Genomic DNA, 25,820 nt, shown 5'->3' with positions numbered 1-25,820 from the left:
CACATCCGTTCGGGACTTGACCCCTACCCTGTTAGGCTGGATCTCATGAGTGACCTGTTGGAACGCCTGCGCGACCGCGGCTGGCGGATGACCGCCCAGCGTCGCGTCGTGGCCGAGGTCCTCGACGGGGACCACGTTCATCTGACCGCCGACGAGGTGCACGCGCGCGCCGTGGCGAAGCTGCCGGAGATTTCCCGGGCGACGGTGTACAACACCCTGGGCGAGATGGTCGTCCTGGGTGAAGTGATCGAGGTCTCGACGGACCGCCGCGCCAAGCGGTACGACCCGAACGCGCACCGCCCCCACCAGCACCTGGTCTGCGCGCAGTGCGGTTCGATCCGCGACGTCCACCCGGCGGGCAACCCGCTGTCGGACCTCCCGGACACCGAGCGCTTCGGCTTCACGATCTCCGACGTGGAAGTGACGTACCGGGGCATCTGCCCGGCCTGCGCCACCGCCTGATCCACCCCACGCCTCCGGCCCCCGGGCCGCCGCACCCCGATCCCGGGTCCGTGCGGCGACCGGGGGCTTCTCGCTGTCCCGTACCGGCGGTCGATACCGGGCGGCGGCTGCGGCACCGGCCGCCAACGACCAGGGCCGCCACCCCCGCCCCCGTCACGCCTCTTCCAGAATCTGACGGTCCGTCATATCCTCTGCGGCGATCACCCGTCCACCATCCTCCGCAAGGAGACCCCGTGGGAGACCCGCACCCGCCCCCACCGCCGCACACCTCCGCCCCCAAACTCCACGCCGCATCCGTCACCCGTACGTTCGGCCGCGGCCGAACCGCCCTGAACGCCCTCGGCCCGGTCGATCTGGACATCGCCCCCGGCGAGTTCACCTGCATCGTCGGCCCGTCGGGCTGCGGAAAGTCGACCCTGCTGCGGATCGCCGCAGGTCTGCTGCGCCCCAGCACGGGCGAACTGTCCATCCGCACCGCATCCACCCGCCCGGCCGCGATGATCTTCCAGGACTACGGCATCTACGACTGGAAGGACGTCCTGGCCAACGTCCGGTTCGGCCTCGACATCCAGCGCGTACCGCGCAAGGAGGCGGACCGCCGCGCCCGCGACTGGCTGGCCCGGATGGGTCTCGCCGACTTCGCCGACGCCTACCCGGAGGCCCTCTCCGGCGGTATGCGCCAACGTGTCGCCATCGCCCGCGCTCTTGCCGTGGAGCCCGAGATCCTGCTGATGGACGAGCCGTTCGCGGCGCTCGACGCCCAGCTGCGCACCATCCTCCAGGACGAACTGCTCGACCTCACCCAGACCACCCGCACCACCACCCTCTTCATCACCCACAGCCTCGAAGAGGCGATCGTGCTGGGCGACCGCGTCCTGGTGATGTCGGCGCGACCCGGCCGGATCATCGCCGAACGCCGTCCGCCGTTCCCCCGGCCACGCACCGGCGACCTGCGCTCGACGCCCGAATTCAGCGCGCTGAAGGCCGAGTTGTGGGAGCTTCTGCGCGGCGAGGTCAGCAGAGAGGCGGTTCCGGCATGAGTACGGCGGTCAAGGTGCCCGAGGAGGGCGTACTGGTCAGGAGGCCGGGCCCGCAGGAACTCCACCCCGTACGCACCCACCGCAGGCGGCGCACCCTGGAACTGACGCTCGCCGTCGCCGTACCGGTCGTCCTGGTCCTGCTGTGGCAGCTGGCCGCCACGCAGTCCTGGATCGACGACCGCGTCTACCCCGCGCCGTCCACGATCCTCTCCGACGGCTGGGACCGCGCGGCCCGGGGCGAGCTGTGGCCCGATGTGTGGGCCACGCTCAAGCGGGTGCTCGGCGGGTACGCGATCGGTACGGTCGCGGGCTATGTCCTGGGCCTGCTGATGGGGTCGCTCGCCCTGGTACGCGCGGCACTTGAGCCCCTGCTCGACGCGCTGTACGTGGTGCCGAAGCTCGCGCTGCTGCCGGTCTTCCTCAATATGTTCGGGCTGGGCGAGGGCCCGCAGATCGCCCTGGTCGCGGCCACCGTCTTCTTCTTCGTCTGGATCTCGACGATGGCGGCGGTCCTCGCCGTCCCGGCCGGACACCGCGACGCCGGGCAGGTGTTCGGCGCCTCGCCGTGGCAGATGTTCCGGCACGTCCTGCTGCCCGCCTCGCTCCCCGCGGTGCTCGTCGGCGCGCGGATCGCGGCGGGGGTGGCCGTCCTCGTCATCGTCGCCTCCGAACAGATCGCCGCGTCGAACGGCCTGGGGCACCTGATCTTCGACTCCCGTGCGCTCTTCCAGAACGACGTGATGTTCGTCGGCATCGTCTGTGTGGCCGTCCTCGGGGTCCTCTTCTCCGAACTGGTGCGGATCGCCGGGCGGTTGCTCACCCCCTGGGCCCCGCGCGACCGGGGCCGCAGCCAGTCCTGACACGGGCCGCCACCGGACCCGGCCGACTCTCTTTTTCCGTACGTACGGAGGCTCCATGCGTATCAGCACCCTGGGCACGACCCTGTTCGTGGCCGGTTCCCTGCTCGTCTCCGCGGGCTGCGCCAAGCACGACGACCCCGGCCCGGCCACGGCCGCGAAACCCCGCACGATCACGGCGGTCGCGGGGTGCGCGAAGGGCTGGACCGACCCGGCCGACCTGGTACCGGACCGCGCCCCGGCCCGGTGCGACAAGGGCGCCCCGGCGCCCCGGCCGCTCGCCAGGAAGCGCAAGCTGGTCCTCGCCACCGGCACCCTGGCCGCCGAATACGTCGCCCCGCTCGAAGTCGGCGTGCAGAAGGGCGAGTTCAAGAAGGAGGGGCTGGACGTCCAGCTGAAGGTGCTGCCGACACCCGACGCGCTCCCGTTGCTGGCCAAGGGAGACATCGACGCCCAGTGGGCGGCGCCCGAGGCGGCCGTGATGAACGGCATCAACGGCGGCTTCGACATCAAATGGGTGGCCGGCAACTTCTCCCCCGACCCCGCCTCGAAGAGCGGCCTCTGGGCGCGGCTCAAGGACGGTGAGACCCCCGCTTCGGTCTCGATGAAGGGCCGGAAGATGGGCACGATGATCGGCAAGGGCTCGGTCGTCACCTACGCGATGGAGAAGGCCCTCGAACAGCACGGCGGCGGCCTGAACTCGATCAGCTTCCAGCAGCTGGGCTCGGCTGACGTCCTCACCGCGCTGCAGAACGGCGGGGTGGACTCGGCCTGGCTGCTCGACCCGGTGTGGCGCAAGGTGGACGGGGACGCGAAGTACGCGTTCCTCGGCGGACAGCCGCTCGGCGAGCCGCTCGGCGGTGTGCTCTTCGGCCCGAACCTGCTGACCAAGGACCCGGATGCGGGCGTCGCGTTCCTGCGCGCGTACATCCGGACCGTGAACACCTACTTCGTAGGCGACTACAAGGCCGACAAGGGGTTCACCGCCTCGCTCGCGAAGCTGCTGAAGACCGACGAGTCGGTCCTGACCGCGACCCCGTCGCTGCGGATGGACTGGGAGATCCGCAAGGGGACGACGGACCGGCTGCAGAAGGCCTACCGCGAGGCGGGGGTCTCGAACGGTGCCGTGCTGCCGGAGGACAAGGTGGTGAACCGCTCGCTGTACGCGGAGGCGGTGGGCCACACGCCCTGAGCCCGTTGAATGACGGAAGGCCCGGCGAATGACGGAAGGCCCGGACTCTTTCGAGTCCGGGCCTTCGTCTTCAGTAGCGGGGACAGGATTTGAACCTGCGACCTCTGGGTTATGAGCCCAGCGAGCTACCGAGCTGCTCCACCCCGCGCCGTTGTGTTCGTAACTGTACGTGGGGGGCGCCGCCCGGCGCAAATCCATTGCCGGGCGGCACCCCCGTACCGGACGGCGGGCCCCGTACCGGACGGCGGGCCCCGTACCGGACGGCGGGCCCCGTACCGGACGGCGGGCCCCGTACCGGACGGCGGGCCCCGTACCGGACAGGTCCTACGCGCTCAGTTCCTGCCGGAGCGCCTCGCACAGCCGCGCGGCCCGCTCGGCGACCTCGGCGGGGCCCAGTTCGACGGCCTGCGCGCACCACTTCTGCCCCTCGGCCAGCTCGCCGCGGCGGATGGCGAGCAGCGCCAGGCGCAGCGCGGCCCGGCCGTGCCCGGCGTTCGCCGCCCTGGCCCACCAGAGACCGGCCTCCCGCTCGTTGCCCTCGCGGGCCAGCAGCAGGCCGAGGTTGAAGGCGCCGTTGCGGCTGCCCGCCTCGGCGGCCTCGCGGTACCACCGCGCGGCCCCCTCGACGTCGTTGCGCGAGGCGGCGAGCATGCCGACCCGTACCTGGGCGCGGCGGTGTCCCTGCTCGGCGGCGCGCTCGTACCACTCCTCGCACTCGCTCTTCTCCGACACCGGCTCGCCGAGCACGGGCGGTCCGGGCGGCGGCATCCTGGCGTCCAGGAGGGCGCCGAGCCGGAAGGCCGCCTCGGTGCTGCCGCCACCGGCCGCGCAGCGCAGATGACGCTCCGCGGTGTGCTCCTCACCGTCCCTGAGCAGAGCTATGCCGACCTGGAGGGCCGCCTCGGTGTGGCCCGCCGCCGCTGCCCGCTCGTACCAGACGAAGGCCTCCCGGTCGTCGTCACGGCCCGCGTACAGGATGCCGAGGTTGAACGCGGCGTCCACGCTGCCCGCCTCGGCGGCCTTGGAGAACCAGGGCTCGGCACCGGCCGGGTCGCCGTTCTGGAGCAGCAGGACGGCGAGCGCGTTCGCGGCTTCGCGGTGCCCGGCGTAGGCCGCGCGGCGGTACCACTGCTCGGCCTGGGCCGTCCGCTCCTGGGCGGCGCAGAGGAGCGCCAGGTTGTACGCGCCGTTGACGTCGCCCGCGTCCATGGCGGCGCGGTACCAGCGCTCGGCGGACTGCTGCTCACCACGGGCCGCGTGCAGCGCGCCCAGGGCGTTGGCGGCGTTCCCGTCGCCCTCCTGGGCGGCGCGCAGCCACCATACGGCGGCGCTCTCCTCGTCGCCCGCGTCCCGCAGCAGGAAGCCGAGGGCGCAGGCCGCGCGGGCCTCGCCGTCCTTCGCGGACGTCAGGTACCAGCGGCCGGCCTCCTTGAGGTCGCCGCGGTTCTCCAGGATCACGCCGAGGTGCAGGGCGGCGCGCCGGTGGCCGCGGGCCGCTGCCTGCCGGTACCACTGCTCGGCCTCGGCCGCCGGGGCCTTGCCCGTGGCGGCCCGGTCCAGCGCACGCGCCAGCCGGTAGGCCGCCTCGCGGTGGCCCCGCTCGGCGGCAGCGCGCAGCCAGCGCTCCGCGCCGACGTCGCTGCGGTGCTCCAGCAGGTCGGCGAGGGCGTAGGCGCCCAGCGCGTGGCCGGTCTCCGCGGACTGGCGCAGCCAGTACTCGGCGGCCGGCTCGTCGCCGCGCTCGCGGTAGTGGCGGCCCAGCGCGTGGGCGGCGGCGGCGGAACCCGCGACGGCGGCGATCCGCCACCAGCCGGCCGCCTCGTCCGCGTATCCCCGCTGGTGGAGCAGCACGCCCAGATTGTTGGCCGCCGCCCGGTCGCCCTCCGCGGTGGCCGCGCGCAGCCACCGCTCGGCGGCGTCGAGATCCCCGCGGCGCAGCAGCAGCGCGCCCAGGACGCTCATCGATGCGACTTCGCCGCTCTCGGCGCCGCGCCGGTGCCGCGCCTCGGTCTCGGCGTCGGCCGTCTCCTCCGCGTCGACGGCGTCTCCGCCGTACTCGGCGTGCGTATGCACAAACCGCCCTGTCTCCAACAGAGTTGCCCTGTCCCCCATAAACACCATCGTCCCACCACCCGCAAGCCGGGTACACCTGGTATATCGCAGCCCACTAGGTCACTACAGCGTTTTGTCGACATGCCCACAGACAGGTAAGTGAAACATGAACCAGCCCCAACTTCCGGTAGGAGGCGGCTTCTTCACAGGAGTCGCACGCAGGAGTCGCACCGGCGGACACATGACGAAGGCCCGGATCTCTTCCGAGATCCGGGCCTTCACCTTCAGTAGCGGGGACAGGATTTGAACCTGCGACCTCTGGGTTATGAGCCCAGCGAGCTACCGAGCTGCTCCACCCCGCGCCGTTGTGTTCGTAACCGTACCACGGTGCGGGGTGCGGCATTTCCAGCCCGCGATCCCGCCTGATCAGGGCTTTTCAGCCCTGATCAGGCTTGCGATCAACTGCTCTTGCCACCCGGCTTCGCGGTGGCCCCGGCATCGGCGGCCCGCTGGATGGCGTCCTGCAGGTCCTTCTGCGCCTTGCCGTACGCCGCCCAGTCCTGCGGCTTCTTGTTCAACGCGGCCTGACCCTCGTCGTACGCCTTCTGCGCGTCCGCGATGGCCTTCTTCACCGTGTCGTTCCCGGTCGCCGGCGGCTTGGTGGTGTTGCCGGTCGGCGGCGGTTCGGTCTGCTGACCGTCCACGCCGAAGACCTTGTTCAGCGCCAGGCCGAGATTGTTCTCGAACGCCGTGGTGTCGCCGTCCGAGGAATCGGCGTCCGCGTACGAGACGGCCACCTTCTTCAGCAGCGGATAGTGCGAGTTGCGGCCCTGCGCGTACACCGGTTCCACGTACAGGAACCCGCCGTCGAGCGGGACCGTGAGCAGGTTGCCGTACTCGATGTCCGAGTCGGCGCCCTTCATGTCCCGGACGAAGTTGGCCACGTCCGACAGGCTGTTGAGCTTGTTCTGCACCTGTTCGGGACCGGGCACCTCGGACGTCACTCTGAGGAGTCTTATCGTGCCGTAGTCCGGGCTGGCCGCGTCCGCGTCCACCGCCATGAACCCGCCGAGGTTGGGACGTCCGCTCGGTGTGAACGTGGTGGTGAGGGAGAACTGCTGGTCCGTGCCCTTCTGGCCCGGCATCTTCAGCGACAGGTAGTAGGGCGGAACAGCCCTGTTGTCCCTGGTGGTCGGGTCGTTCGGCACCTGCCAGGCGTCACTGCCGCTGTAGAACTGCTTGGGGTCCTCCACGTGGTAGAGGGAGAGCAGCTCGCGCTGGACCTTGAACATGTCCTGCGGGTAACGCAGGTGCGCCGTCAGATCCTTGGGAATGGCCGACTTCGGTTGCACCGTGTGGGGGAATGCCTTCTCCCAGGTCTTGAGGACCGGGTCCTTGGTGTCCCACTCGTACAGCTTGACCTCGCCGGTGTACGCGTCGACGGTGGCCTTCACCGAGTTCCGGATGTAGTTGACCCGGTTCTGCTGGGCGACCACCGCGCGCTGGTTGCTGGTCAGCGAGTCGGCCGTGCTGTCCCCCAGCGTCGTACGCGAGGCGTACGGGTAGCCGTTGGACGTGGTGTAGGCGTCGACGATCCACTGGATCTTTCCGTCGACGACCGCCGGGTAGGAGTCGCCGTCGATGGTCAGCCAGGGGGCGACCGCCTCCACGCGCTGCTTCGGGGTGCGGTTGTAGAGGATCTTCGAACCCTCGCCGATGGCCCCCGAGTAGAGGATCTGCGGCTCGCTGAAGGCCACCGCGTACGCGGCACGGTTCAGCGGGTTGGAGATGTCCACCCCGCTCTTGCCCTGGTAACTGGTGGTCTTCTCACCGTTGTTCTCGTAGTCGAGTTCCTTCTGCGGACCTCCGACGATCGAGTACTGGGTGGTCTTCTCGCCGTAGTAGATCCGCTGCTGGTAGTCGCCGAACGTGCCGCTGGTCGGCAGACCAGACTCGGTGAAGACCGGAGCACCGTTGGTGTCGGTGGCCGTGCCCTTGGCCGCGATCGCGCCGTAGCCGTGGGTGTACGTGAAGTGGTCGTTGATCCAGTTGTGCTTCTGGATGCCCGCGATGTTCAGCTCGCGCAGGCCGATCACCGTGTCCTGGCCGTTGTAGCGGTCCACGTTGAGCGTGGCGGGGAAGCCGTAGTACTTCCGCTTCTGCTCCAGCTGCTGGAACGTGGGCGACACCACATTCGGGTCGATCAGCCGATAGCTGGCCGCCGAGTCGGCGTCGTCCCGCTGCTTGGCCGTGTCCTTGGTCCTGCTCTTGCCCGAGTAGTCGTCGACGTCCGTGCCGGCGATGTTGTACGCCTTGCGCGTGGCTTCGATGTTCTTGTGGATGTACGGCGCTTCCTTGGCCTGCTCGTTCGGCTCGACCGTGAACTTCTGCACGATCGCCGGGTAGAGCCCGCCGATGAGGATCGCCGAGAGCACCATCAGACCGAACCCGATCACCGGCAGCTGCCAGGTGCGGCGCCAGAGCGTCGCGAAGAACAGCAGGGCGCAGATGACCGCGATGCAGAACAGGATCGTTTTAGCCGGGAGATAGGCGTTGGCGTCGACGTAGCGCAGGCCCGTCCAGTTGCCCGTGGCCTTGAAGTCGCTGGACTTCACCGCGAGTCCGTACCGGTCCAGCCAGTACGCCACGGCCTTGAGCGCCACGAACAGGCCGAGCAGCACCGACAGATGACCGGTGGCCGCCCCGGTGGCGCGTGCCCCGGGGCTGGTGACCCGCAGCCCGCCGTACAGGTAGTGCACCAGCGCCGCCGCGATCAGCGAGAGGACCACGGCCGCGAAGCCGAAGCCCAGCAGGAAGCGGTACCAGGGCAGATCGAACGCGTAGAAGGACACATCCAGATGGAACTGCGGGTCCTTCTGCCCGAACGGCACGCCGTTCACGTACATCAGCCAGGTACGCCACTGCCCGGAGGAGGAGGCACCCGCGATCAGGCCGACGATCGCCGTGATCCCGAGCAGCAGCCACTTCTTGTACGGCGCGATACCCATCCGGTAACGATCGAGGTTCTGCTGCTCCAGCGACATCGCACTCAGCGGCGGCCGGAGCCGGTACGCCAGCCAGATGTTGACCCCGACGGCAGCCGCCATGAGCACACCGAAGACGAGGAAGAGCCCGATCTTCGTCCACAGGGTGGTGGTGAAAACGGATGAGTAATGGACGGAGCGGTACCAGAGCAAGTCGGTCCAGAACCCTGCGAACATGAGGAACGCCATGGCCAGCACGGCCAGGACGCCCAGTGTCATCAGCAGGGTCCGGGCGCGGCGGGACGGCCGTCCCACTCTGATCCGTGGCCCGGTCGGGCCTCCACCGCGGTCCGGCATCTGGAAAGCCAACGTGCGCACCTCAAAAATTGCGGTCGTGTGGAACAGGCCCCGCGATCGTAGAGCCCACACATGCAACTTACGGACGCTTTACCCAGTTCCCGTTACCGGGGTCGAAGAGGGCAGGATATTGGTCATGCCCAACCTCTCTTCGCCCTCAGGGCCCCCGATGGCCGCCAGTCCGCTCACCGTGGCGGTGCTCGAAATCGACGAGTACGCGTCCGGCCTCGGCTGGGACCAGCCCGCCCGCCTCTTCGCACTCGTGGACACCGCGAAGCTCCGTACCCAGGAGCCCGGCCTCGCCGCCCAGCTCGGCCTGGACAGCGCCGAGCCCACCGCTTCGCTGACCCCCGTGGAGCAGGACGAGATCCCGTCCACCACTCCGCTCGACGAGTTCCTCGCCACGATCGCCTGGCCCGACGCGGTGGCGGGCTGCGCGATGACGGTCGAGCGGCTGATGCTGCCGCCGTCCGCCGAGGCGTCCGTGCCGGAGGGGATGTCCGAGTCGCAGCTGACGGACTGGGTCGCCGGGCACCCGGACCGTCAGGAGGTACGGATGACGGTGGCGGTGCTGCGGGACGGCACCCGTGAGTCGGCGCTGCGGCTGCGCGCGAAGGACTCGCCCAACGAGGTACTCACCGGGTCCGAGCTGGTTCCGGGCCTCGCCGACGCGCTCTCGGTGACCTTCGAGGCGTAGGGCCTCCCGCGCGCCGCCCGGCTGCCCGGTTCGTCCAGGGACGCCCGGTAACGTCCTACTTGGCCGAGCAGCTGGGCAGTGCGGCGGTGTCGCCCGTGCGGATCTCGTCCAGCGACTTCTTCGCGTCCTGGATGGTCTTCACCCGCACCAGGGTGAGACCGGCCGGGGTGTCGGCGGCTGCGGCCGAGCAGTTCTCGGTGGGCGTCAGGAAGTACCGCGCGCCCGCGTTCCGCGCGCCGATGAGCTTCATGTCGACGCCGCCGATCGGGCCGACCACGCCCTTGTCGTCGATCGTGCCGGTGCCCGCGACGAACTTGCCGCCGGTCAGGTCGCCCGGTGTCAGCTTGTCCACGAGGCCGAGGGAGAACATCAGCCCCGCGCTCGGACCACCCACGTCGGCGAGCTTGATGTCGATCTTGAAGGGGAACGTGTGGTCGGTAGCGGCTGTGATGCCCACGATCGCCCGGTCCTCGTCCGGAGCCGGTGCCTTCGTCGTGGTGATCGTGACGTTCTCGGTCTGCTGCGGCTCGGTGTGCGCCTTCTCCGCCGCTGCCGCCGCCTTGACCGGGACGACGGTGAAGACGACGCGCCGGCCGGGCTTGTGCTTGGTGACCAGCTTCGACACGTCGCCGGGTTCCTTGACCGCCGTACCGTCCACGCTCCTGATGACGTCTCCCGCGTGCAGCTTCCCCTCGGCGGGGCTGCCCTTGACGACTGTGGAGACGACGGTGCGGGACTTGACCGGGATGCCGAGCTCGGTGAGGGCCGCGACCTTGGCGCTCTCCTGGGACTGGCTGAATTCCTCGGCGTTCTGCTGGGTGGACTGCTGCTCCGTCGTGCCGCTCGGATAGAGGGTGTCGTGCGGGACGACCACGCTGTCGTGCGCGAGCCAGCCGTAGACCGCCTCGACCAGGTTCATGTGGTAGTCCGCGGTCGTGACCCGGACCGTCACCATGTTGAGGTGACCGCTCGCCGGGTAGGTCTGGTGACCGGAGATCTGGAGCACCGGCTCGCCGCTCTCCTTGCCGAGCGTGTTCACCGTCGGCCCGGGACTCATCTCCGCGTACGGCACGGAGAGGAACACTCCGCCGCAGAGCAGCGCGATCAGCACCAGCGTGGAGGTGAGCAGCGTCAGAGTGCGGCGTGGCATGGAACGACAGTACGGGACGGGTCCTTCGGTCCACCCCTGGGGCCGGGCCGTACGGGGCGCCGCGGCCCTCGCGGTTCCGTACCGCTGCTCGACGCCTGCTCGACGCGCACTCGACACGTACCGCTCGCGCCCCGCGGTCAGAGAACGTCGGATCCGGCCCCGGCCCTGTCCATGGCCTCACGGTCCATCGCCTCGCGGAAACGCGTGTACCCGGCCAGCTCGGCGCCGTCACCGGACCTGCGCTGCCGGCCGGCCCATCTGCTCCACAGAGCAGCTCCGACCGCGGCGAAGAGTGGTATCAACAACCAGGCGAGTGCGCCCATCCCGACCTCCCGACCCCCGTGAGCAGTCGCGAACCGACTGATCAGCAGATTAGCCACCTGCGGATCCCACGCTCGCGCCAGGGTCACGGTTACGCAAATCGGGCATCGGGTCGAGCGACACGCCGTACGCGGGGCAGCGCGTCAGCGCCTTCGGCCGTCAGACGCCGACCCACTCCTGCGTGCCGTCCGAGAACGTCTGGTGTTTCCATATCGGCACCTCGTGCTTGAGGTCGTCGATGAGCTTGCGGCAGGCGTCGAACGCCTCGCCGCGGTGCGGGCAGGAAACCGCGACGACGACGGCGAGATCACCCACGGCGAGATCACCCACCCGGTGGACGGCGGCCAGCGCCCGCACCGGGAAGTCCGCGACGACCTTCTCCGCGATCCGGCGCATCTCGGCCTCGGCCGAGGGGTGGCACGAGTAGCCGAGCGCGTCGACGTCGGTGCCGCCGTCGTGGTTGCGCACCGTGCCGACGAACAGCGCGGTGCCGCCCGCGGCGTCGTCACCGACCGCCCGGAAGACCTCGTCGATGCTCAGCGGGGTGTCGCGGACCGCCAGCAGCCGGATCGGGTCCTGTGCCGCGTACTCGCCCGGGTGGTCGTGGATGGGTGCCATGGCGCCCATGGTGCCGTACCCGGCCGACAGCGCGGAATAGCGCTTTCGCCCGGTACGCGCGGGTGCGGCTTGGAGCGTCCTACAGGGCGCCCGCCGCGAAGTCCCGGCCACCGGCGGTGGCCGACCCGGCCCGGCCCGGCCTCCGTGCGGTCCCGTCAGATGCGTCCGCGCCTGGCCTTGCGGGCGCGCCGCACCAGCGCGGCGGTGCCGAGCAGCGCGACCGTGGCACCGGCGGCGCCCGCGGCCGTGGCGTCCTTGCGGCCGAGCCGACGGCCGGCGACGGTGTGCCGGCCGGCGACCTCTTCGAGCAGTTCGGCGAGGACTTCCTCGTTGGTCCATCGGGGTCGCCAGCCCGCGTCGTGGAGCCTGCCGACGCTGACCACCCAGGGGTGCATCGTGTACGCCAGGTCCCCGGCCGGTGAGGGGGTGAGCCCGATGCGGTGCAGCCGTGCGGCGGCTCCGAGAGCGACCGCGGACGGCAGCTCCATCCGGCGGATGCCGCTGAGTTCCTCGACCTCGCCCTGTTCCAGCCAGCCGTCGCAGCCGACCGCGAACTCCCCGTCGACCTTTTCGAGCGCCGCGTACTCCAGCGCGCTGACCAGGTCGTCCACATGGCAGAACTGCCAGGTGGGACGGGTTCCCGCGACCACGAGCAGCCGAGGCGACTCGAAGTAACGGGTGAGCGCGGTGTCCGTGCCGCCCACCAGGACCGCGGGCCTGACCACGGTGACGTTCAGCCCCGGGTGCGCGCGCGGCGCACGGCGGCCCAGCCGCTCGATCTCCAGGAGGTCGCCGACGCCGGTGGCTTCCGCGGTGGCCCGCAGCTCGGCGTCCTCGGAGAGCGGAATGTCGTTGTCGGGCAGTGCGCCGTAGACCATCGCTGACGTGCACAGGACGACCCGGTGGACCCCGGCGGCGGCTGCCGCCGTGAGGACGGTCTGGGTTCCGCGCACGTTGTACGCCGTACGGGCCGCGGCGTCGGTCTCCAGATCGAGGTCGAGTGCCAGATGCACCACGACGTCTGCGCCGCGCAGCTTCTCGGCGATCGCCGGGTCGCGCACGTCCAGGACGTGCCAGTGTGCCTCGGGCACGTCACCGCGCCGCTCGTCCATGGCCACGACCCGCTTGACCTCGTCGGACTCGGCCAGGCGCCGGGTGAGCAGGGCCCCGATGCCGGAAGCGGCCCCGGTGACCGCGACGACGGGTCCTCGGGTGGACTTGGTTGAGAGGTTTCGCGCTGCGCGAACCTGCGGATCTGGGGAACTCACCAGGCGTCTCCAGCGGTTGTCTTCAGTACGTACACGAACTGACACGTACGGACCAGGTGGCGTCCATCCTGCCGCAGCCCAGGCGTGAGGAAAGCACTGAGCCCTCATCCGGACCGGGTGTCTGTGGAGAGCCGCCCGGTCGGACCCGGCCTGACCGGGCGGCCACCCCCTACCCTGGGTGGTGTTGTCGGGCAATCGCTGTCGGCCTCTCGGTCGACGGCCCTACGAGCCGAGGAAACCCGTGAGTGACACTCCATTCGGATTCGGCCTTCCGCCGGAGGAGCCGGAGGACGGCGACGAGGGCAAGAGCAAGGACAGCCGTGGCGGCGGGAACTCCCCGCAGAACCCCCTCGGGTTCGGCCCCGGTACCGGCGGCGACAACCCGTTCGCGGCGATGTTCGGTTCGATGAACCCGAACGACCTGGGCGCGGCCTTCCAGCAGCTCGGCCAGATGCTGAGCTACGAGGGCGGTCCCGTGAACTGGGACATGGCCAAGGACCTCGCACGTCAGACGGTCGCCCAGGGCACCGCGGACGGCACCAAGGACAGCAGCGTGGGCCCGGCCGAGCGGTCCGCGGTCGAGGAGGCGCTGCGTCTCGCCGACATCTGGCTGGACGGCGCGACGTCGCTGCCCTCCGGTGCGGGCACCGCGGTCGCCTGGAGCCGCGCCGAATGGGTCGAGGCGACCCTGCCGGTGTGGAAGGAACTCGTCGACCCGGTCGCGGAGCGCGTCGGAGCCGCGATGGGCGGCGTACTGCCCGAGGAGATGCAGGCCATGGCCGGCCCGCTTCTCGGCATGATGCGGTCCATGGGCGGAGCCATGTTCGGCCAGCAGATCGGGCAGGCTGTCGGCGTACTGGCGGGCGAGGTCGTCGGTTCGACCGACATCGGACTCCCGCTCGGACCGGCGGGCAAGGCTGCGCTGCTTCCGCTGAACATCGAGGCCTTCGGCAAGGACCTGGGCGTCGACAAGAACGAGGTACGGCTGTACCTGGCCCTGCGTGAGGCCGCCCACCAGCGGCTCTTCGCCCATGTGCCGTGGCTTCGCTCGCACCTGTTCGGCGCGGTCGAGGGGTACGCCCGCGGGATCAAGGTCGACACCTCCAAGCTGGAGGACGTCGTCGGCCAGCTCGACCCGTCGCACCCCGAGCAGCTGCAGGAAGCACTCCAGCAGGGCATGTTCCAGCCGGAGGACACCCCGGAGCAGAAGGCCGCGCTGGCCCGGCTGGAGACCGCGCTCGCCCTCGTCGAGGGCTGGGTGGACGCGGTGGTCCACGAGGCCGCGAAGTCCCGTCTGACCTCGGCCGAGCGGCTGCGCGAGACACTGCGCCGGCGCCGGGCCTCCGGCGGTCCCGCCGAGCAGACCTTCGCCACGCTGATCGGCCTGGAGCTGCGTCCGCGGCGGCTGCGCGACGCCTCGCGGCTGTGGGCCTCGCTCACGGACGCCCGTGGTGTCGATGGACGCGACGCGCTCTGGGAGCACCCGGACATGCTGCCGACCGCGTCCGACCTGGACGACCCGGACGGTTTCGTCCACCACGAGCACCTGGACTTCTCCGAGCTGGACAAGATGCTCGGCGAGGCGGCGGGCGGCGGAAAGCCCGACCTCACCAAGGGCGGCGCGAGCGACAGCCCCCGGGCGGCGGACTCCCCCGACAGCGGCTCCCCGTCCCCGGACAGTGGCTCCCCGGACGACAGCGCCAAGGGCGGATCCGGCGACGAAGAGGGCGACACCGACAAGTGAGCCTGTACGACGACGCGGTCTTCGTACTGAAGAACTACGAGGACCAGGAAGAGCTGCGGCAGCGGTATCTGGACCACCTGGCGGCTCACCCCGACGGCATGTGGAAGGCCTGCGGGGCCGGGCACGTCACGGCGAGCGCCCTGGTGGTGGATCCGCAGCGCGGGCGCGTACTGCTCACCCTGCACAAGAAGCTGCGGATGTGGCTCCAGATGGGCGGGCACTGCGAGCCGGGTGATGCGACGCTCGCGGCGGCGGCGCTGCGCGAGGCGACGGAGGAATCCGGCATCGAGGCGCTGACGCTGCTGCCCGGCGGTCCCCTCCGGCTGGACCGGCACAGCATTCCGGCCCCCTGCAACTGGCATCTCGACGTGCAGTACGCGGCGCTGGCACCGCCCGGCGCGGTGGAACTGATCAGCGACGAGTCACTGGACCTGCGCTGGTTCGACTACGACGAGGTGGCTTCGGTGGCCGACACATCGGTCCGGCAGCTGATGAGCGCCGCACGCGCGGCACTCTGACGACCGTCCGCCGCCGCGGGGAGCGGGTATGCGGCGGTAGGCGGTGAGGGGCAGGTCTCCCAGGAGACCTGCCCCTCACCGCTGTCCCTTACCTGCCTCTTGCCGCTGTCCCGGAGGCGTCAGTTCCAGGCGTTGTCCCGGTTCTGACCGTGCGCCCCCTGGTGCCCCAGACCGAACTGCGCGAGCGCCCCGTCCCCGATGTTCGCGTTCTGCGGCGGCATCACCTCGCTGGGCTGGACGAGCGCGAAGCCCTGCCCGAGGAAGCTGAGCTCCCAGCCCTCACCGCTGCTGCCCCGGCGCCGCCGTACACCCGACGAGTGCGTCTGGGCCTGCATCTGCACCCGCAGGCCCGACGACCAGGCGACGATCGCATCGGCGTCGGCGTTGACGTACTTGTCCGGCGTGACCTGCATCATCAACGGCTGGCCAGAGGTCATCAGCGCGACCTTGCCCTGCCCGGTGATGTTGAGCTGGTACTTGCCGGATCCGGAGATTCCGTACTGACTGTCCACCGCGACGACCGTGTGGTTCAGGCTGGAGTCCATCGCCAGGACATACGCGCTGTCGACCGTCAGGCCCTCGTGGTCGACGTCCACCACATGCACGTGCTGCGCGAGGTTGGCGAAGTACACGGTGCCCTGTCCGTGGCAGCGCATCAGATCGAGGCCCTCCCCGGTGTACGCGCGCGCCCGCTGCTCCTGGTGCGACTGGTACTCGGCGTCGAATTCGATCAGTCCCTGGTACGCGACCATGGCGCCCTTGCGGGCGAGGATGTCGTCGTACCCGGCCAGTGTGACCCGCAGCAACTGCGGGTTCTGCACCGTGTACCGGTCCTGGGTCTGCTGCTCCGTATAGCTGAAAAGCGGGCTCTGCATGGTGTTCTGGCTCCCCTCAGTTCCGGATCCGCAGGCGGTCGGTGCTGTCCTCGCTGGGCTGCACGACGACGATGCCCTGGCCGGAGAAGGCCATCTGGTACGCCTCCCCGCTGCCCCGCCCGATCAGCGAACCGGCCTTGAAGCTGCGCTTGCCCTTCACCTTCAGGTTCGGCGACCAGGCGACGAGGGCGTCCGGATCGACGTACGTCTCGTCCTCGCCACTGCCGCAGTCGACGACGATCGGTGTGCCGCGCGAGGTGATGGCGACCCAGCCGCAGCCCGAGACCTGGATGTTCCACAACCCCTGGCCGGCGAACTTGGCCATGCCCTTGACCCGCTCCACACCCCAGGTCAGGCTCGCGTCGAGGGCCAGCAGATTGCTGCCGTTGACCGACAGCGCCTCGTTGTCGAGATTGATCACCACGACGTCGGCGCCGTAGTCGGCGAGGTAGAGCAGGCCGTCGCCGGAGCACTTCATGAGTGGAGCGCCCTCGCCGGTGATCCAGTCACGGGCGATCTGACGGACGGCGGGCGGGTTCGGCTCGTACTGCACGAAACCCTCGTACGCGACCATCGAACCGGTGCGTGCGAAGAGGTCCTGGCCGGTCTGCATGGCGACCTTCAGCATCTTGCTGCCGTGGTTCTCCATGCGGGCCGAGACAGGGGTCGGGGCGTAGCCCGCGAGCTGCTGATTCATGACGGGCTCCCTCAGACCTCGTACGGCTGGACGATGATGAAGTTCCCGGGCGCACCCCGGAATTGGAGGTTGACACTTTCCCCGCTGCTGCCCGCGTAGGCGTTGTGCCGCAGCCTGACCTGGCTGGAGACGATCACCTGCGAGGCCGACGACCAGGCCACCACCGCGTTGCAGTCGGCGAAGGTGGTGGGCGTGACCGGCAGGACCACCGGTGAGCCGTGCGTCTTCACGATGATCGTGCCGGTGCCCTGGAACAGCATGGTGAACAGCGCGCCGCCGGGGATGCCGTGGCCCTCGATCCTGCGGACCTCGTACTGGAGCGTCTCGTCGAAGGCGAGCACATTCTGCGCGGAGACGCAGATGCCGTCGCCCTGGAGCTCGATGGGGTGCAGATGGGTGCTGTTCTCCGCGAAGAAGACCTGGCCACGGCCCGTGCAGCGCATCAGCTGCATGTCCTGGCCGGTCGCATGGCCCACGACCCGCCCCGCGAACCCGGCTCCCTTGTAGCTGAAGTCGACCTTGCCCTGGTACATCACCATGCTGCCCTGCCGGGCGAGGACAGGGGTGTCACCGACGGTCAGATCGGCCCGCATCAGGTACTTGTTCTGCGGGGTCCAGCGCTGGCCGGTATCGGTCTCGCGGTACTTCTGGAACGCGGCGTGCAGACCGGGACCAGCGGCCTGCGGCGGTGCCTGGCCGTACGGGGCGGGCTGTCCGGGCGCAGCCGCCTGACCAAAGGGCGCCGGCGGAGCCATGGGGGTGCCGTACGGCGCCGGAGCACCGGGTGGCCGGGTCCCGTCGGGCACCTGTCCCGCGGGCGGTTGACCGAACTGCGGCTGCTGGGGCAGTTGGGGCGGCTGTGCGTACGGAGCGGGCGCGGGCGGAGGTACGGCGCCCTGCGGGTGCATCGGGGCCACGATCGTCGGCGCCGCGTGCACCGACGGCGGGACGGGCGCCGGGGGCTGGGGCACCGCCGCCGGGCCACCGAACGGCGGGGCGGGCTGCGGGACCTGGGGCGGCCGAGCCTGCTCGGGAGGTGCGGGCGGGGCACCGAACGACGGGGCCGGTGCGGGCTCCGCCGCGGGGGCGGCGAAGGCGGGCACGCCGAAAGCGGGAGGCGCTCCCTGCGGCTGCGGGTCCGGTTCCTCCTCGGCGACCTCCCCGCCGAAGTTCCGCAGGAGCGCGTCGAGCCCTCCGTCGAAACCCTGGCCGACCGCGGCGAAACGCCAGACGTCCTTCAGGTAGAAGTCGCCCAGCATGACCGCGCGCTCGGTGGTGAACTCCGCACCGGTGAAGGCGTATCTGGCGACCTCGTCACCGCCCGCGACGATACGGATGTAGCCGGGCCCGACCTGTGACATCTGGCCGGCGCCGTCGATCGTCGCGGTGAACGAGAGCTTCTGGATCTCCGCGGGGACACGGTCGAGCGTGACACGGAACGACTCGGTGTCACCGGCCTGCGCACCGAGGAGCTGAATCGACTCCTCGGGCGACTTCGGCTGATTGAAGAAGACGAAATACCGGTCGTCCGAAAGCTGTTCGTCGGCGTCGAGTCCGAAGCAGCTGATGTCGAAGGTCAGCCCGGCTCCGGCGATCTGTACACCTACATACAGATCCGTGCCCGCTGTGAGGTCGCTGATCTTGGCCTTGTGGCCCCGCTGGAATTCCCTGGCCATACGTAACGACCGTCCCCCGTCCCGAAATGCAATCCGTCGCGCCAGGCTAACGGCAAAGACCGACATCCGGCCAAGCCGGTGCCCACCCGGTACGCAGCCGGTACAGAATCACTCAGCGTCACTCGTCGCGCGCGGCGGGCAGATGGGGCAGCCGGGCGGCGGCCACCACTCCTTCGAGATAGCCGCGGGCCCGCTCGGTACGCGGATACGCCTCCAGGAGCCGCCAGAAACGCGGACCGTGACCGGGCACCAGCAGATGCGCCAGCTCATGGAGCAGCACGTAGTCGACGACGTACTCGGGCATGCCCTGCAGCCGGTGCGAGAGGCGGATACTGCCTTCGGCGGGGGTGCACGAGCCCCAGCGGGTGTTCTGGTTGGTCACCCAGCGCACCGAATCGGGGCGCGCCCGGCCCCCGAAATACTGGTCGGACAGCCTCTCCGCCCGTTCCGCGAGCTCGGTGTCACCGAGGACGCGCTTGCTCTCCTGGGCCTCCAGTTTGTCGAGCATGACCGTCACCCAACGCCGCTCCTCCGCCTCCGACATACGGGCGGGGATGAGCACGATGGTGCGGTCGCCCTCGCGGTACGCCGAAACCGTTCTGCTGCGCCGGGCGCTTCTTCGGACCTCGACCGCGCTCGTCGCGGAACCGCGGGGCGGCTGGCTCTTCGCGCTGCGCGGTGGACTTCCGGCGGTGTGCAGAGGGTCGACGGGCACGCCACGACGTTACCCGCTGTCAGTGCGTGAAGTCCCGCGTGCGGGACGGTCGGAGCTTGATCCATTCCGCAGTGTGCAGCATTTGAAGTACTAATCCCGAACCCTGTGGATAACTTTCGGCACTCTCCGCGAGCACCGGGCATTCTGGCAACACATCCACGGGGGCTCCCGACGGGGCGACGACCACGCCGATGCACACGGCGGGAAACGGGGTATGCGATGCATCCGATGATGAAGCCCGCGCTGCGGCGCGCATGGCGGGACCGGCAGGCCGTCCAATTCGGAGTGACCCCTGCGCAGGCGGTGGTGCTCGACCCGGTCGACCCCGCGACGGGCTGCCTCCTCGACCTCCTGGACGGTACGCGCGGACTGGAGCTGCTGCGCAAGGAGGCACACGCGATGCGGCTGCCCGACGGCCAAGTGGACAAGCTGATCGCCCGGTTGACGCGGGCGGGCCTCCTCGACGATGCGACGGCCGATGCCGCGGCGGCCGGTGCGTCCCGGAATCGGAACGGCACGCCGGAGCGGCTCCGGCCGGATCTGGCCTCGCTCTCCCTCGTCCATCCCGAGCCGGGCGGCGGGACGGTACGGCTGGCCGCGCGACGCGCTGTCCGGGTGCAGGTGCGGGGCGCGGGCCGGGTCGGAGCCACCGTCGCGGCCCTGCTCTCGGCCTCCGGAGTGGGACAGGTCGAGGTGCTCGACGGCGGCTGCGTCGAACCGTGGGACATCGCCCCGGGCGGCCTCCCCGCCAAGGCTGTCGGGGAGCGAAGAGCTTCGGCGGCCGGTCAGCTGGTCCGGCGTGTCGCCCCCGCCCCGCCACCGCGAGCGTCGGCGGCCACACCACGCAGCGCCGACGGCGGTCCCGGCCTGTCACTGGTCGTCGTCGCCCCGCGGGACGGACTCGATGCCTATGTCCCCGACTCGGCACGCGCGGCGGACTGGATCGCGACGGGGACACCCCACCTCTATGCGGGCGTCCTGGAAGGGACGGGCATGGTCGGGCCGCTGGTCCTGCCGGGAGGTACGGCCTGCCCGGGGTGTCTGGAGCTGCGCCGGGCGGAGCGCGATCCCGGGTGGCCACGCATGGTCGCGCAGTGGCGCTCCGGCCGGCGCGGACCCGTGCCTGCCTGCGATCTCGGGCTGGCAACGACCGTCGCGGGGCTGGCCGCGGCACACGCGCTGACGTTCCTCGACGGCGAACTCCCGGCCAGTACCGGCGCCCGGTGGGAGACGTCCCTGCCCCTGCTCGACTGGCGCTCGGCCCGTATCGCACCCCACCCCGACTGCCCCTGCGGTGCGGGTGGGCACACTGAAGGGGAGTACGCCTCGGGGGCCGGGGCTCCGCACGACACAATGGCCGGGTAACCGTACGCTCCACGGCAGTCTGGGATTTGGAGGGGCGCATGTCTGATCTTCCCCGGAAAGCGGTCACACGTACCGCCAAGCTGGCGGCACTCCCACTCGGCTTCGCCGGCCGGGCCACCTGGGGCCTGGGCAAGCGGATCGGCGGAAGATCAGCTGAGATCGTGGCGCGCGAGGTGCAACAGCGCACCGCGGAGCAGCTCTTCAAGGTTCTGGGCGAGCTCAAGGGCGGCGCCATGAAGTTCGGGCAGGCCCTCTCCGTCTTCGAATCCGCGCTGCCCGAGGAGGTCGCCGGGCCCTACCGGGCGGCGCTGACCAAACTCCAGGAATCCGCTCCGCCCATGCCGGTGCGCACGGTCCATGCCGTGCTGGAGGAGCAGTTGGGTGCGGAGTGGCGCGAGCTCTTCATGGAGTTCGAGGACAAACCGTCCGCTGCCGCCTCCATCGGCCAGGTACACAGAGCCGTGTGGCACGACGGGCGCAGAGTCGCCGTCAAGGTGCAGTACCCGGGAGCGGGCGAGGCCCTTCTGTCGGACCTCACCCAGCTGAGCCGCTTCGCCCGGTTGCTCGGGCCGCTCATCCCCGGCATGGACATCAAGCCGCTCATCACCGAGCTGCGCGACCGGGTGTCCGAGGAGCTGGACTACGGACTGGAAGCACAGGCACAGCGCGAGCACGCGGCGGAGTTCGCGGGTGACCCCGATGTGATGGTGCCCGACGTGGTGCACGAGAGCGATCAGGTGCTCGTGACCGAGTGGATGGGTGGGATCCCGCTCGCCGACGTGATCACCGACGGCACAGCCGAACAGCGCGACAGAGCAGGTCAGTTGCTCGCCCGCTTCCTTTTCTCCGGCCCCGCCCGCACCGGACTCCTGCACGCCGACCCGCACCCGGGCAACTTCCGGCTGCTGCCCCCCGAGGGCATGCACGACACGCAAAGCCCACAGGGCATGCCGGACATACAGGATGTATCCGGTGCGGGCTCGGCCGGCCCGGAAGGGGTGGCGGAGGCGGGAAGCGCCGCGCGATGGCGACTGGGCGTGCTGGATTTCGGGACCGTGGACCGGCTGCCCGGCGGGCTGCCGAGCACGATCGGCTACTCACTGCGGATGGCCATCGACGGCGAGGCCGCAGCAGTCTACGAACTGCTCTGCGAGGAGGGCTTCGTCAAGGAGTCCATCGACCTCGACCCGGAAGCGGTACTGGATTACCTACTGCCGATCATCGAGCCGTTGCAGGTCGACGAGTTCACCTTCAGCCGGGGCTGGATGCGGGCGCAGGCCGCCAGGATCGCCGATCCCCGGTCCCCCGCCCATCAGCTGGGCAAGCAGCTCAATCTCCCACCGTCCTACCTGCTGATTCACCGGGTAACGCTGAGCACCATCGGGGTCCTCTGCCAACTGGGCGCCACCGTGCGGCTCCGGGACGAACTCGAAGCGTGGATGCCGGGCTTCCTGCCGGAGGCCGAGGAGGAGGAACTGCCTCCCGCCGAGGCACACGCCTGAACACACCGCGGGGGCCGGTCCAAGTCGACCGGCCCCCGCTGCCCTCTTCGAAGCGCCGCCTGCTCCAGCGGCACGGCCCTGGCTGTCACAGCCCGACCGCTACTCCTGCTATTTCTGCGTTCCTTACTGCATGACAGCCATGGCAAGCGCACGGCGGGCGCGCAACGACGCGCGCTCGGCGCGGCGTTGCATCCTCCGGGCGGCGGCCAGGCGCAGCGCTTGGCGCTCCATCTCGACCTCCCTATGGCGCTGGTGCATATGAGCACGAGCCAAGGCTTCTGGGATGAGTTGCATCTCGCGGGTCCTGTTCTGACGCGACGCGGTCGCGGCGATGGTGGTGACGACTGGGGTTGCGGAGCCGGACGGCTCACTGGTGGAGGAGATCATCGGGTCCTGCTTCTGGGGATCGTGCGTGTGGGGGCGGTCAATCGTTCCGGGGCCGATGAGTTTCATGCCGCGACCGGGTTCTTGCGCGGACGGCCACGCGGGCGCTTGCGGGCAACGACGACACCCTGGACGAAGAGCTCGCCACCCCAGACGCCCCACGGCTCACGACGGTCCTTGGCACCGGCGAGGCAGGCCTCCACCAGCGGGCAGGTGCGGCAGAGCGACTTGGCGTACTCGACATCGGCCGGGGTCTCCGCGAAGAAGACCTCCGGGTCGTAGGCACGGCACGGCACGGGCAGATCGAGGTTCTCGATGGCGTCGTCGAGCTCGGTCAGGGCAGTGAGCGGGAACACGGTGGGGTCCTCCGGGGCATCAGGGGGCGGGAGTGTCTGCGAGGGCGGTACGGACGGGGCGTGCGCTTCGATTTGCACGGTGATTTCATTCCTCGTCTGGTCGTTCCGGTCTGTTTGACCGAAGGTCGTCTGGTGGCCCAGTACAAACAAAAGGGCCGCGGATCCCGGGTGGGGTTCCGCGGCCCTGAAGGCGCCTGCCTGATGCTGAATCAGACTGGATCACTCCAGGGTTCGAGCCCACGGAAGGCCCACATCGTGTGATGCTGCGTTGCCTGCTGTCCGAATCCGGCACCGGTTGCCGCAAACGCATAGGACTTGATCCCCGCGATTGCTACTGCTGCTTCCGGTGCCTGGGTCGGTCGCTCATTGAGATCCCGAATGGGGAGGCTCGCCAGGGAGGCAGGGCTGGCGGCAGACATGCCGGACAGACCGGTCCCACGGAGCGAGGAGCCGAGCAGGCAGGTGGCGACGACCGAGCGGTCGGTCATTTTGGTGAAGTTCGTCATGCTTGCCACTGGTCTCGCCTCCTCTCGGCGTCTCGGGGACTCAAGGCCCGGGGGCCTCGTCCCATTCGTATATGGGGTCAAGTACAGCACGGATTCAGGGCTTCAGAGAAGTCGCTGTTCCCGTGGTTAAGAACCTAAGGGGGTTCCAGGGGCGGGCGCAAACTATTTTTTCAACGAGTTTCGGTCAGTCTTCCCCGTCGTCGCCCGCAAGCTCCTGGCCTGCACAGATCGTCAGCACATCGGACCCGAACCGCGCGATTTTCCGGGCGCCGACACCGGCGATGCCCGTCAGCTCGCCCTCGGTGGAGGGAACAGCCTCCGCGATGGCCATCAGCGTCTTGTCGGTGAACACGCAAAACGCGGGCTGGCCGGTCACCTTCGCCTGGACCGCACGCCACGCGTGCAGCCGCTCGTACAGCGCCTCGTCCATGTCCGACGGGCAGTCCTCGCAGCGCATCAGCTTCATCTCACCGCCGTCGGTCAGCGTCTTGCCGCACACCCGGCACTGAACGGGCCCGCGCCGTTTGCGGCGGACGGCACCGCCCCGCTCGATCCCGCCCGTACCACCGGCTCCGAGACGCGGACCCGTGGCGGCCGAGCCCGGCCGCAGGCCGTTCAGGAAGCGGCTGGGCCGTCGGGAGGCCCGGCCGCCGGGCGACCGGGACACCGCCCAGGAGAGCGAGAGATGCAGCCGGGCCCGCGTGACTCCCACGTACAGCAGGCGGCGCTCCTCCTCGACCTGTTCGTCGGTCTTGGCATAAGTGATCGGCATCATGCCCTCGGTGAGCCCGACCAGGAACACCGCGTCCCACTCCAGCCCCTTCGCCGAATGCAGCGAGGCGAGCGTGACCCCCTCGATGGTCGGGGCGTGCTGCGCCGCCGCCCGCTCGTCCAGCTCCGCGACCAGGTCCGAGAGGGTGGCCCCCTCCCGGGCCCTGGCGAAGTCCTCGGCCAGACGCACCAGTGCGGCCAGCGACTCCCAGCGGTCCCTGACCGCTCCGGACCCCGCCGGGGCTTCGGCCCGCCAGCCCTTGGTGCCGAGCACCGCCCGCACCTGGGACGGCAGGTCCACGGCGTCGTCGAGCAGCGAGTCGTTGCCACCGGCCCGCGCGGCCCCGCGCAGGGCGACACCGGCCTCCCGCACCTCGGGGCGCTCGAAGAACCGCTCCGCGCCGCGCAGCTGATAGGGCACCCCGGCATCGGCAAGCGCCTGCTCGTAGACCTCCGACTGGGCGTTGATCCGGTACAGGACGGCGATCTCCGACGCGGGGACGCCCGCCGCGATGAGGTCGCGGATCCGGCGGGCGGTGCTCTCGGCCTCGGTGGGCTCGTCCCCGTACTCCGTGTAGGTGGGCTCGGGGCCCGGACCGCGCTGGGAGATCAGCTCCAGCCGGTGCTCGGCCGCCCGGCCGGATGCCTGGGCCAGCAGGCCGTTCGCCAGGTGGACGACCTGGGGGGTGGACCGGTAGTCGCGGACCAGCTTCACCACCGTCGCCTCCGGGTGGCGGACGCGGAAGTTCAGCAGGTGGTCCGGGGTGGCGCCGGTGAAGGAGTAGATCGTCTGACTGGCGTCGCCCACCACGCACAGGTCGTCCCGGTCGCCGAGCCACAGATCCAGCAGCCGCTGCTGGAGCGGGCTGACGTCCTGGTACTCGTCCACCACGAAGTGCTGGTACTGGCTGCGGATCCGGTCGGCGATGTCGTGCCGGTCCTGGAGGATGCCCACGGTCAGCAGCAGCACGTCCTCGAAATCGATCACTCCCCGGTCGCGCTTCAGCTGCTCGTACATCGCGTAGACCTGGGAGATCTCGGCCGGGTTGCGAGGGGCGTCGCGGGCGGACTTCGCGATCGCCGCCGGGTAGTCGGCCGGCACGGTCTGGGTGACCTTGGACCACTCGATCTCGCCCGTCACGTCCCGCAGCTCATTGCGGTCGAGCCGGACACCGCAACGTGCCGCGGCCTCCGCGACCAGCTGGATCTTGCGCTCGACGAGCCGGGGCACCTCGCCACCGACCGCCTTCGGCCAGAAGAACTGGAGCTGACGGAGGGCCGCCGAGTGGAACGTCCGCGCCTGGACACCGCCCGCGCCGAGCTGGCGCAGCCGACCGCGCATCTCGCCCGCCGCACGGTTGGTGAAGGTGACGGCGAGCACGGTGGAAGGCTGCAGTATCCCCGCACGCACCCCGTAGGCGATGCGGTGCGTGATGGCGCGGGTCTTGCCCGTACCGGCCCCTGCCAGTACGCACACCGGCCCGTGCAGGGCCGTGGCGACCGCGCGCTGCTCGGGGTCGAGCCCGTCGAGCACCGCGTCGGCAGAGTCCGGGACCTGTGGGAAGAGGGAGGAGTGCGTTGCTGCTGTCACCCCGCCATGCTGCCAGGTCTCACGAGACGGCCGGGTCAGTTGTCCACAGGGGACGAGCGGTAGTCGTACTAATGCGGGCAGTCGTCCGTCCACGGGAATGGTGGCCAGGTCACGTACGTTCT

General features: G+C 70.1%; 23 protein-coding genes and 2 tRNA genes. 9 read left to right on the top strand and 16 right to left on the bottom strand.

Annotated features, from left to right (window positions below; genetic code table 11):
* The first annotated feature begins 45 nt into the window (after window positions 1–45).
* The 4 genes from OG709_RS24400 (at window position 46) to OG709_RS24385 (ending at window position 3,551) form a co-directional block, all read left to right on the top strand.
* Window positions 46–462 (top strand): Fur family transcriptional regulator, encoded by a 417-nt coding sequence (locus tag OG709_RS24400; protein ID WP_250297974.1) that lies wholly within the window; start codon window positions 46–48, stop codon window positions 460–462.
* A gap of 233 nt (window positions 463–695) precedes the next feature.
* Complete coding sequence (locus tag OG709_RS24395) at window positions 696–1,502, top strand: ABC transporter ATP-binding protein (RefSeq protein ID WP_329167686.1); 807 nt, start codon at window positions 696–698, stop codon at window positions 1,500–1,502.
* On the top strand, window positions 1,499–2,362 hold the full coding sequence (locus tag OG709_RS24390) for an ABC transporter permease (protein WP_266640897.1): 864 nt from the start codon (window positions 1,499–1,501) through the stop codon (window positions 2,360–2,362). Before OG709_RS24395 ends, OG709_RS24390 begins: the two co-directional genes overlap by 4 nt.
* A gap of 55 nt (window positions 2,363–2,417) precedes the next feature.
* Entirely contained in the window at window positions 2,418–3,551 is a 1,134-nt protein-coding gene (locus OG709_RS24385; RefSeq protein ID WP_329167685.1) for an ABC transporter substrate-binding protein, read from the top strand.
* Window positions 3,552–3,625: 74 nt separating this feature from the next.
* On the opposite strand, the gene OG709_RS24380 is transcribed toward OG709_RS24385, so the two are convergent.
* The 4 genes from OG709_RS24380 to OG709_RS24365 all read right to left on the bottom strand — a co-directional run bounded on the left by OG709_RS24380 (window position 3,626) and on the right by OG709_RS24365 (window position 8,944).
* A tRNA-Met gene (locus OG709_RS24380) sits at window positions 3,626–3,699 on the bottom strand.
* 176 nt (window positions 3,700–3,875) lie between these two features.
* Window positions 3,876–5,672, bottom strand: a complete 1,797-nt coding sequence (locus tag OG709_RS24375; protein WP_250297978.1) for an SEL1-like repeat protein — start codon at window positions 5,670–5,672, stop codon at window positions 3,876–3,878.
* 219 nt (window positions 5,673–5,891) lie between these two features.
* A tRNA-Met gene (locus tag OG709_RS24370) sits at window positions 5,892–5,965 on the bottom strand.
* A gap of 96 nt (window positions 5,966–6,061) precedes the next feature.
* Window positions 6,062–8,944, bottom strand: a complete 2,883-nt coding sequence (locus tag OG709_RS24365) for a UPF0182 family membrane protein (protein ID WP_250298034.1) — start codon at window positions 8,942–8,944, stop codon at window positions 6,062–6,064.
* A gap of 136 nt (window positions 8,945–9,080) precedes the next feature.
* On the opposite strand from OG709_RS24365, the gene OG709_RS24360 reads away from it, so the two are divergent.
* Window positions 9,081–9,641, top strand: a complete 561-nt coding sequence (locus OG709_RS24360; protein WP_250297979.1) for a PPA1309 family protein — start codon at window positions 9,081–9,083, stop codon at window positions 9,639–9,641.
* 55 nt (window positions 9,642–9,696) lie between these two features.
* On the opposite strand, the gene OG709_RS24355 is transcribed toward OG709_RS24360, so the two are convergent.
* The 4 genes from OG709_RS24355 to OG709_RS24340 form a co-directional block, all read right to left on the bottom strand.
* Window positions 9,697–10,791, bottom strand: a complete 1,095-nt coding sequence (locus tag OG709_RS24355; RefSeq protein WP_250297980.1) for a YlbL family protein — start codon at window positions 10,789–10,791, stop codon at window positions 9,697–9,699.
* Between the two features lie 137 nt (window positions 10,792–10,928).
* On the bottom strand, window positions 10,929–11,114 hold the full coding sequence (locus OG709_RS24350) for a hypothetical protein (protein ID WP_308409461.1): 186 nt from the start codon (window positions 11,112–11,114) through the stop codon (window positions 10,929–10,931).
* A gap of 157 nt (window positions 11,115–11,271) precedes the next feature.
* Window positions 11,272–11,730: a molybdenum cofactor biosynthesis protein MoaE gene (locus tag OG709_RS24345; RefSeq protein ID WP_250297982.1), complete on the bottom strand. Its 459-nt coding sequence runs from the start codon at window positions 11,728–11,730 to the stop codon at window positions 11,272–11,274.
* A 155-nt stretch (window positions 11,731–11,885) separates the two neighbouring features.
* Window positions 11,886–12,998 (bottom strand): SDR family oxidoreductase, encoded by a 1,113-nt coding sequence (locus tag OG709_RS24340; RefSeq protein WP_266640906.1) that lies wholly within the window; start codon window positions 12,996–12,998, stop codon window positions 11,886–11,888.
* Window positions 12,999–13,239: 241 nt separating this feature from the next.
* On the opposite strand from OG709_RS24340, the gene OG709_RS24335 reads away from it, so the two are divergent.
* Together OG709_RS24335 and OG709_RS24330 are read left to right on the top strand one after the other, a co-directional pair.
* Window positions 13,240–14,742 carry a zinc-dependent metalloprotease gene (locus tag OG709_RS24335; protein ID WP_266640908.1) on the top strand — a complete coding sequence of 501 codons (1,503 nt, stop codon included), beginning with the start codon at window positions 13,240–13,242 and terminating at the stop codon, window positions 14,740–14,742.
* Window positions 14,739–15,260 carry an NUDIX hydrolase gene (locus tag OG709_RS24330; protein ID WP_329167684.1) on the top strand — a complete coding sequence of 174 codons (522 nt, stop codon included), beginning with the start codon at window positions 14,739–14,741 and terminating at the stop codon, window positions 15,258–15,260. Before OG709_RS24335 ends, OG709_RS24330 begins: the two co-directional genes overlap by 4 nt.
* Before the next feature lie 119 nt (window positions 15,261–15,379).
* Here OG709_RS24330 and OG709_RS24325 read toward each other — a convergent pair whose 3' ends face one another.
* From OG709_RS24325 to OG709_RS24310, 4 genes are all read right to left on the bottom strand, one after another.
* A complete protein-coding gene (locus tag OG709_RS24325; RefSeq protein ID WP_250297986.1) occupies window positions 15,380–16,135 on the bottom strand; it encodes an AIM24 family protein in 756 nt (251 codons plus the stop codon).
* Between the two features lie 16 nt (window positions 16,136–16,151).
* Window positions 16,152–16,832 (bottom strand): AIM24 family protein, encoded by a 681-nt coding sequence (locus tag OG709_RS24320; protein WP_250297987.1) that lies wholly within the window; start codon window positions 16,830–16,832, stop codon window positions 16,152–16,154.
* An 11-nt stretch (window positions 16,833–16,843) separates the two neighbouring features.
* On the bottom strand, window positions 16,844–18,508 hold the full coding sequence (locus OG709_RS24315) for a TerD family protein (RefSeq protein WP_250297988.1): 1,665 nt from the start codon (window positions 18,506–18,508) through the stop codon (window positions 16,844–16,846).
* Between the two features lie 118 nt (window positions 18,509–18,626).
* On the bottom strand, window positions 18,627–19,223 hold the full coding sequence (locus OG709_RS24310) for a M48 metallopeptidase family protein (RefSeq protein WP_250297989.1): 597 nt from the start codon (window positions 19,221–19,223) through the stop codon (window positions 18,627–18,629).
* A gap of 219 nt (window positions 19,224–19,442) precedes the next feature.
* Here OG709_RS24310 and OG709_RS24305 point away from each other — a divergent pair, with 219 nt between their 5' ends.
* Together OG709_RS24305 and OG709_RS24300 are read left to right on the top strand one after the other, a co-directional pair.
* Window positions 19,443–20,588, top strand: coding sequence for a TOMM precursor leader peptide-binding protein (locus tag OG709_RS24305; protein WP_250297990.1), 1,146 nt, complete (start codon window positions 19,443–19,445; stop codon window positions 20,586–20,588).
* A gap of 38 nt (window positions 20,589–20,626) precedes the next feature.
* Window positions 20,627–22,090: an ABC1 kinase family protein gene (locus tag OG709_RS24300; RefSeq protein WP_329167683.1), complete on the top strand. Its 1,464-nt coding sequence runs from the start codon at window positions 20,627–20,629 to the stop codon at window positions 22,088–22,090.
* A 123-nt stretch (window positions 22,091–22,213) separates the two neighbouring features.
* Here OG709_RS24300 and OG709_RS24295 read toward each other — a convergent pair whose 3' ends face one another.
* The 4 genes from OG709_RS24295 to OG709_RS24280 all read right to left on the bottom strand — a co-directional run bounded on the left by OG709_RS24295 (window position 22,214) and on the right by OG709_RS24280 (window position 25,698).
* Window positions 22,214–22,543, bottom strand: a complete 330-nt coding sequence (locus OG709_RS24295) for a hypothetical protein (RefSeq protein WP_250297992.1) — start codon at window positions 22,541–22,543, stop codon at window positions 22,214–22,216.
* Window positions 22,540–22,908: a WhiB family transcriptional regulator gene (locus OG709_RS24290; RefSeq protein WP_266640915.1), complete on the bottom strand. Its 369-nt coding sequence runs from the start codon at window positions 22,906–22,908 to the stop codon at window positions 22,540–22,542. The genes OG709_RS24295 and OG709_RS24290 overlap by 4 nt, the downstream gene beginning before the upstream one ends.
* A gap of 131 nt (window positions 22,909–23,039) precedes the next feature.
* Entirely contained in the window at window positions 23,040–23,336 is a 297-nt protein-coding gene (locus OG709_RS24285) for a hypothetical protein (RefSeq protein WP_250297994.1), read from the bottom strand.
* 184 nt (window positions 23,337–23,520) lie between these two features.
* Entirely contained in the window at window positions 23,521–25,698 is a 2,178-nt protein-coding gene (locus OG709_RS24280) for an ATP-dependent DNA helicase UvrD2 (protein ID WP_266640917.1), read from the bottom strand.
* Between the last annotated feature and the right edge of the window lie 122 nt (window positions 25,699–25,820).

The sequence above is a fragment of the Streptomyces sp. NBC_01267 genome (assembly GCF_036241575.1).
Taxonomy (GTDB): Bacteria; Actinomycetota; Actinomycetes; order Streptomycetales; family Streptomycetaceae; genus Streptomyces.
This window is presented reverse-complemented; position numbering and strand designations above follow the sequence as displayed.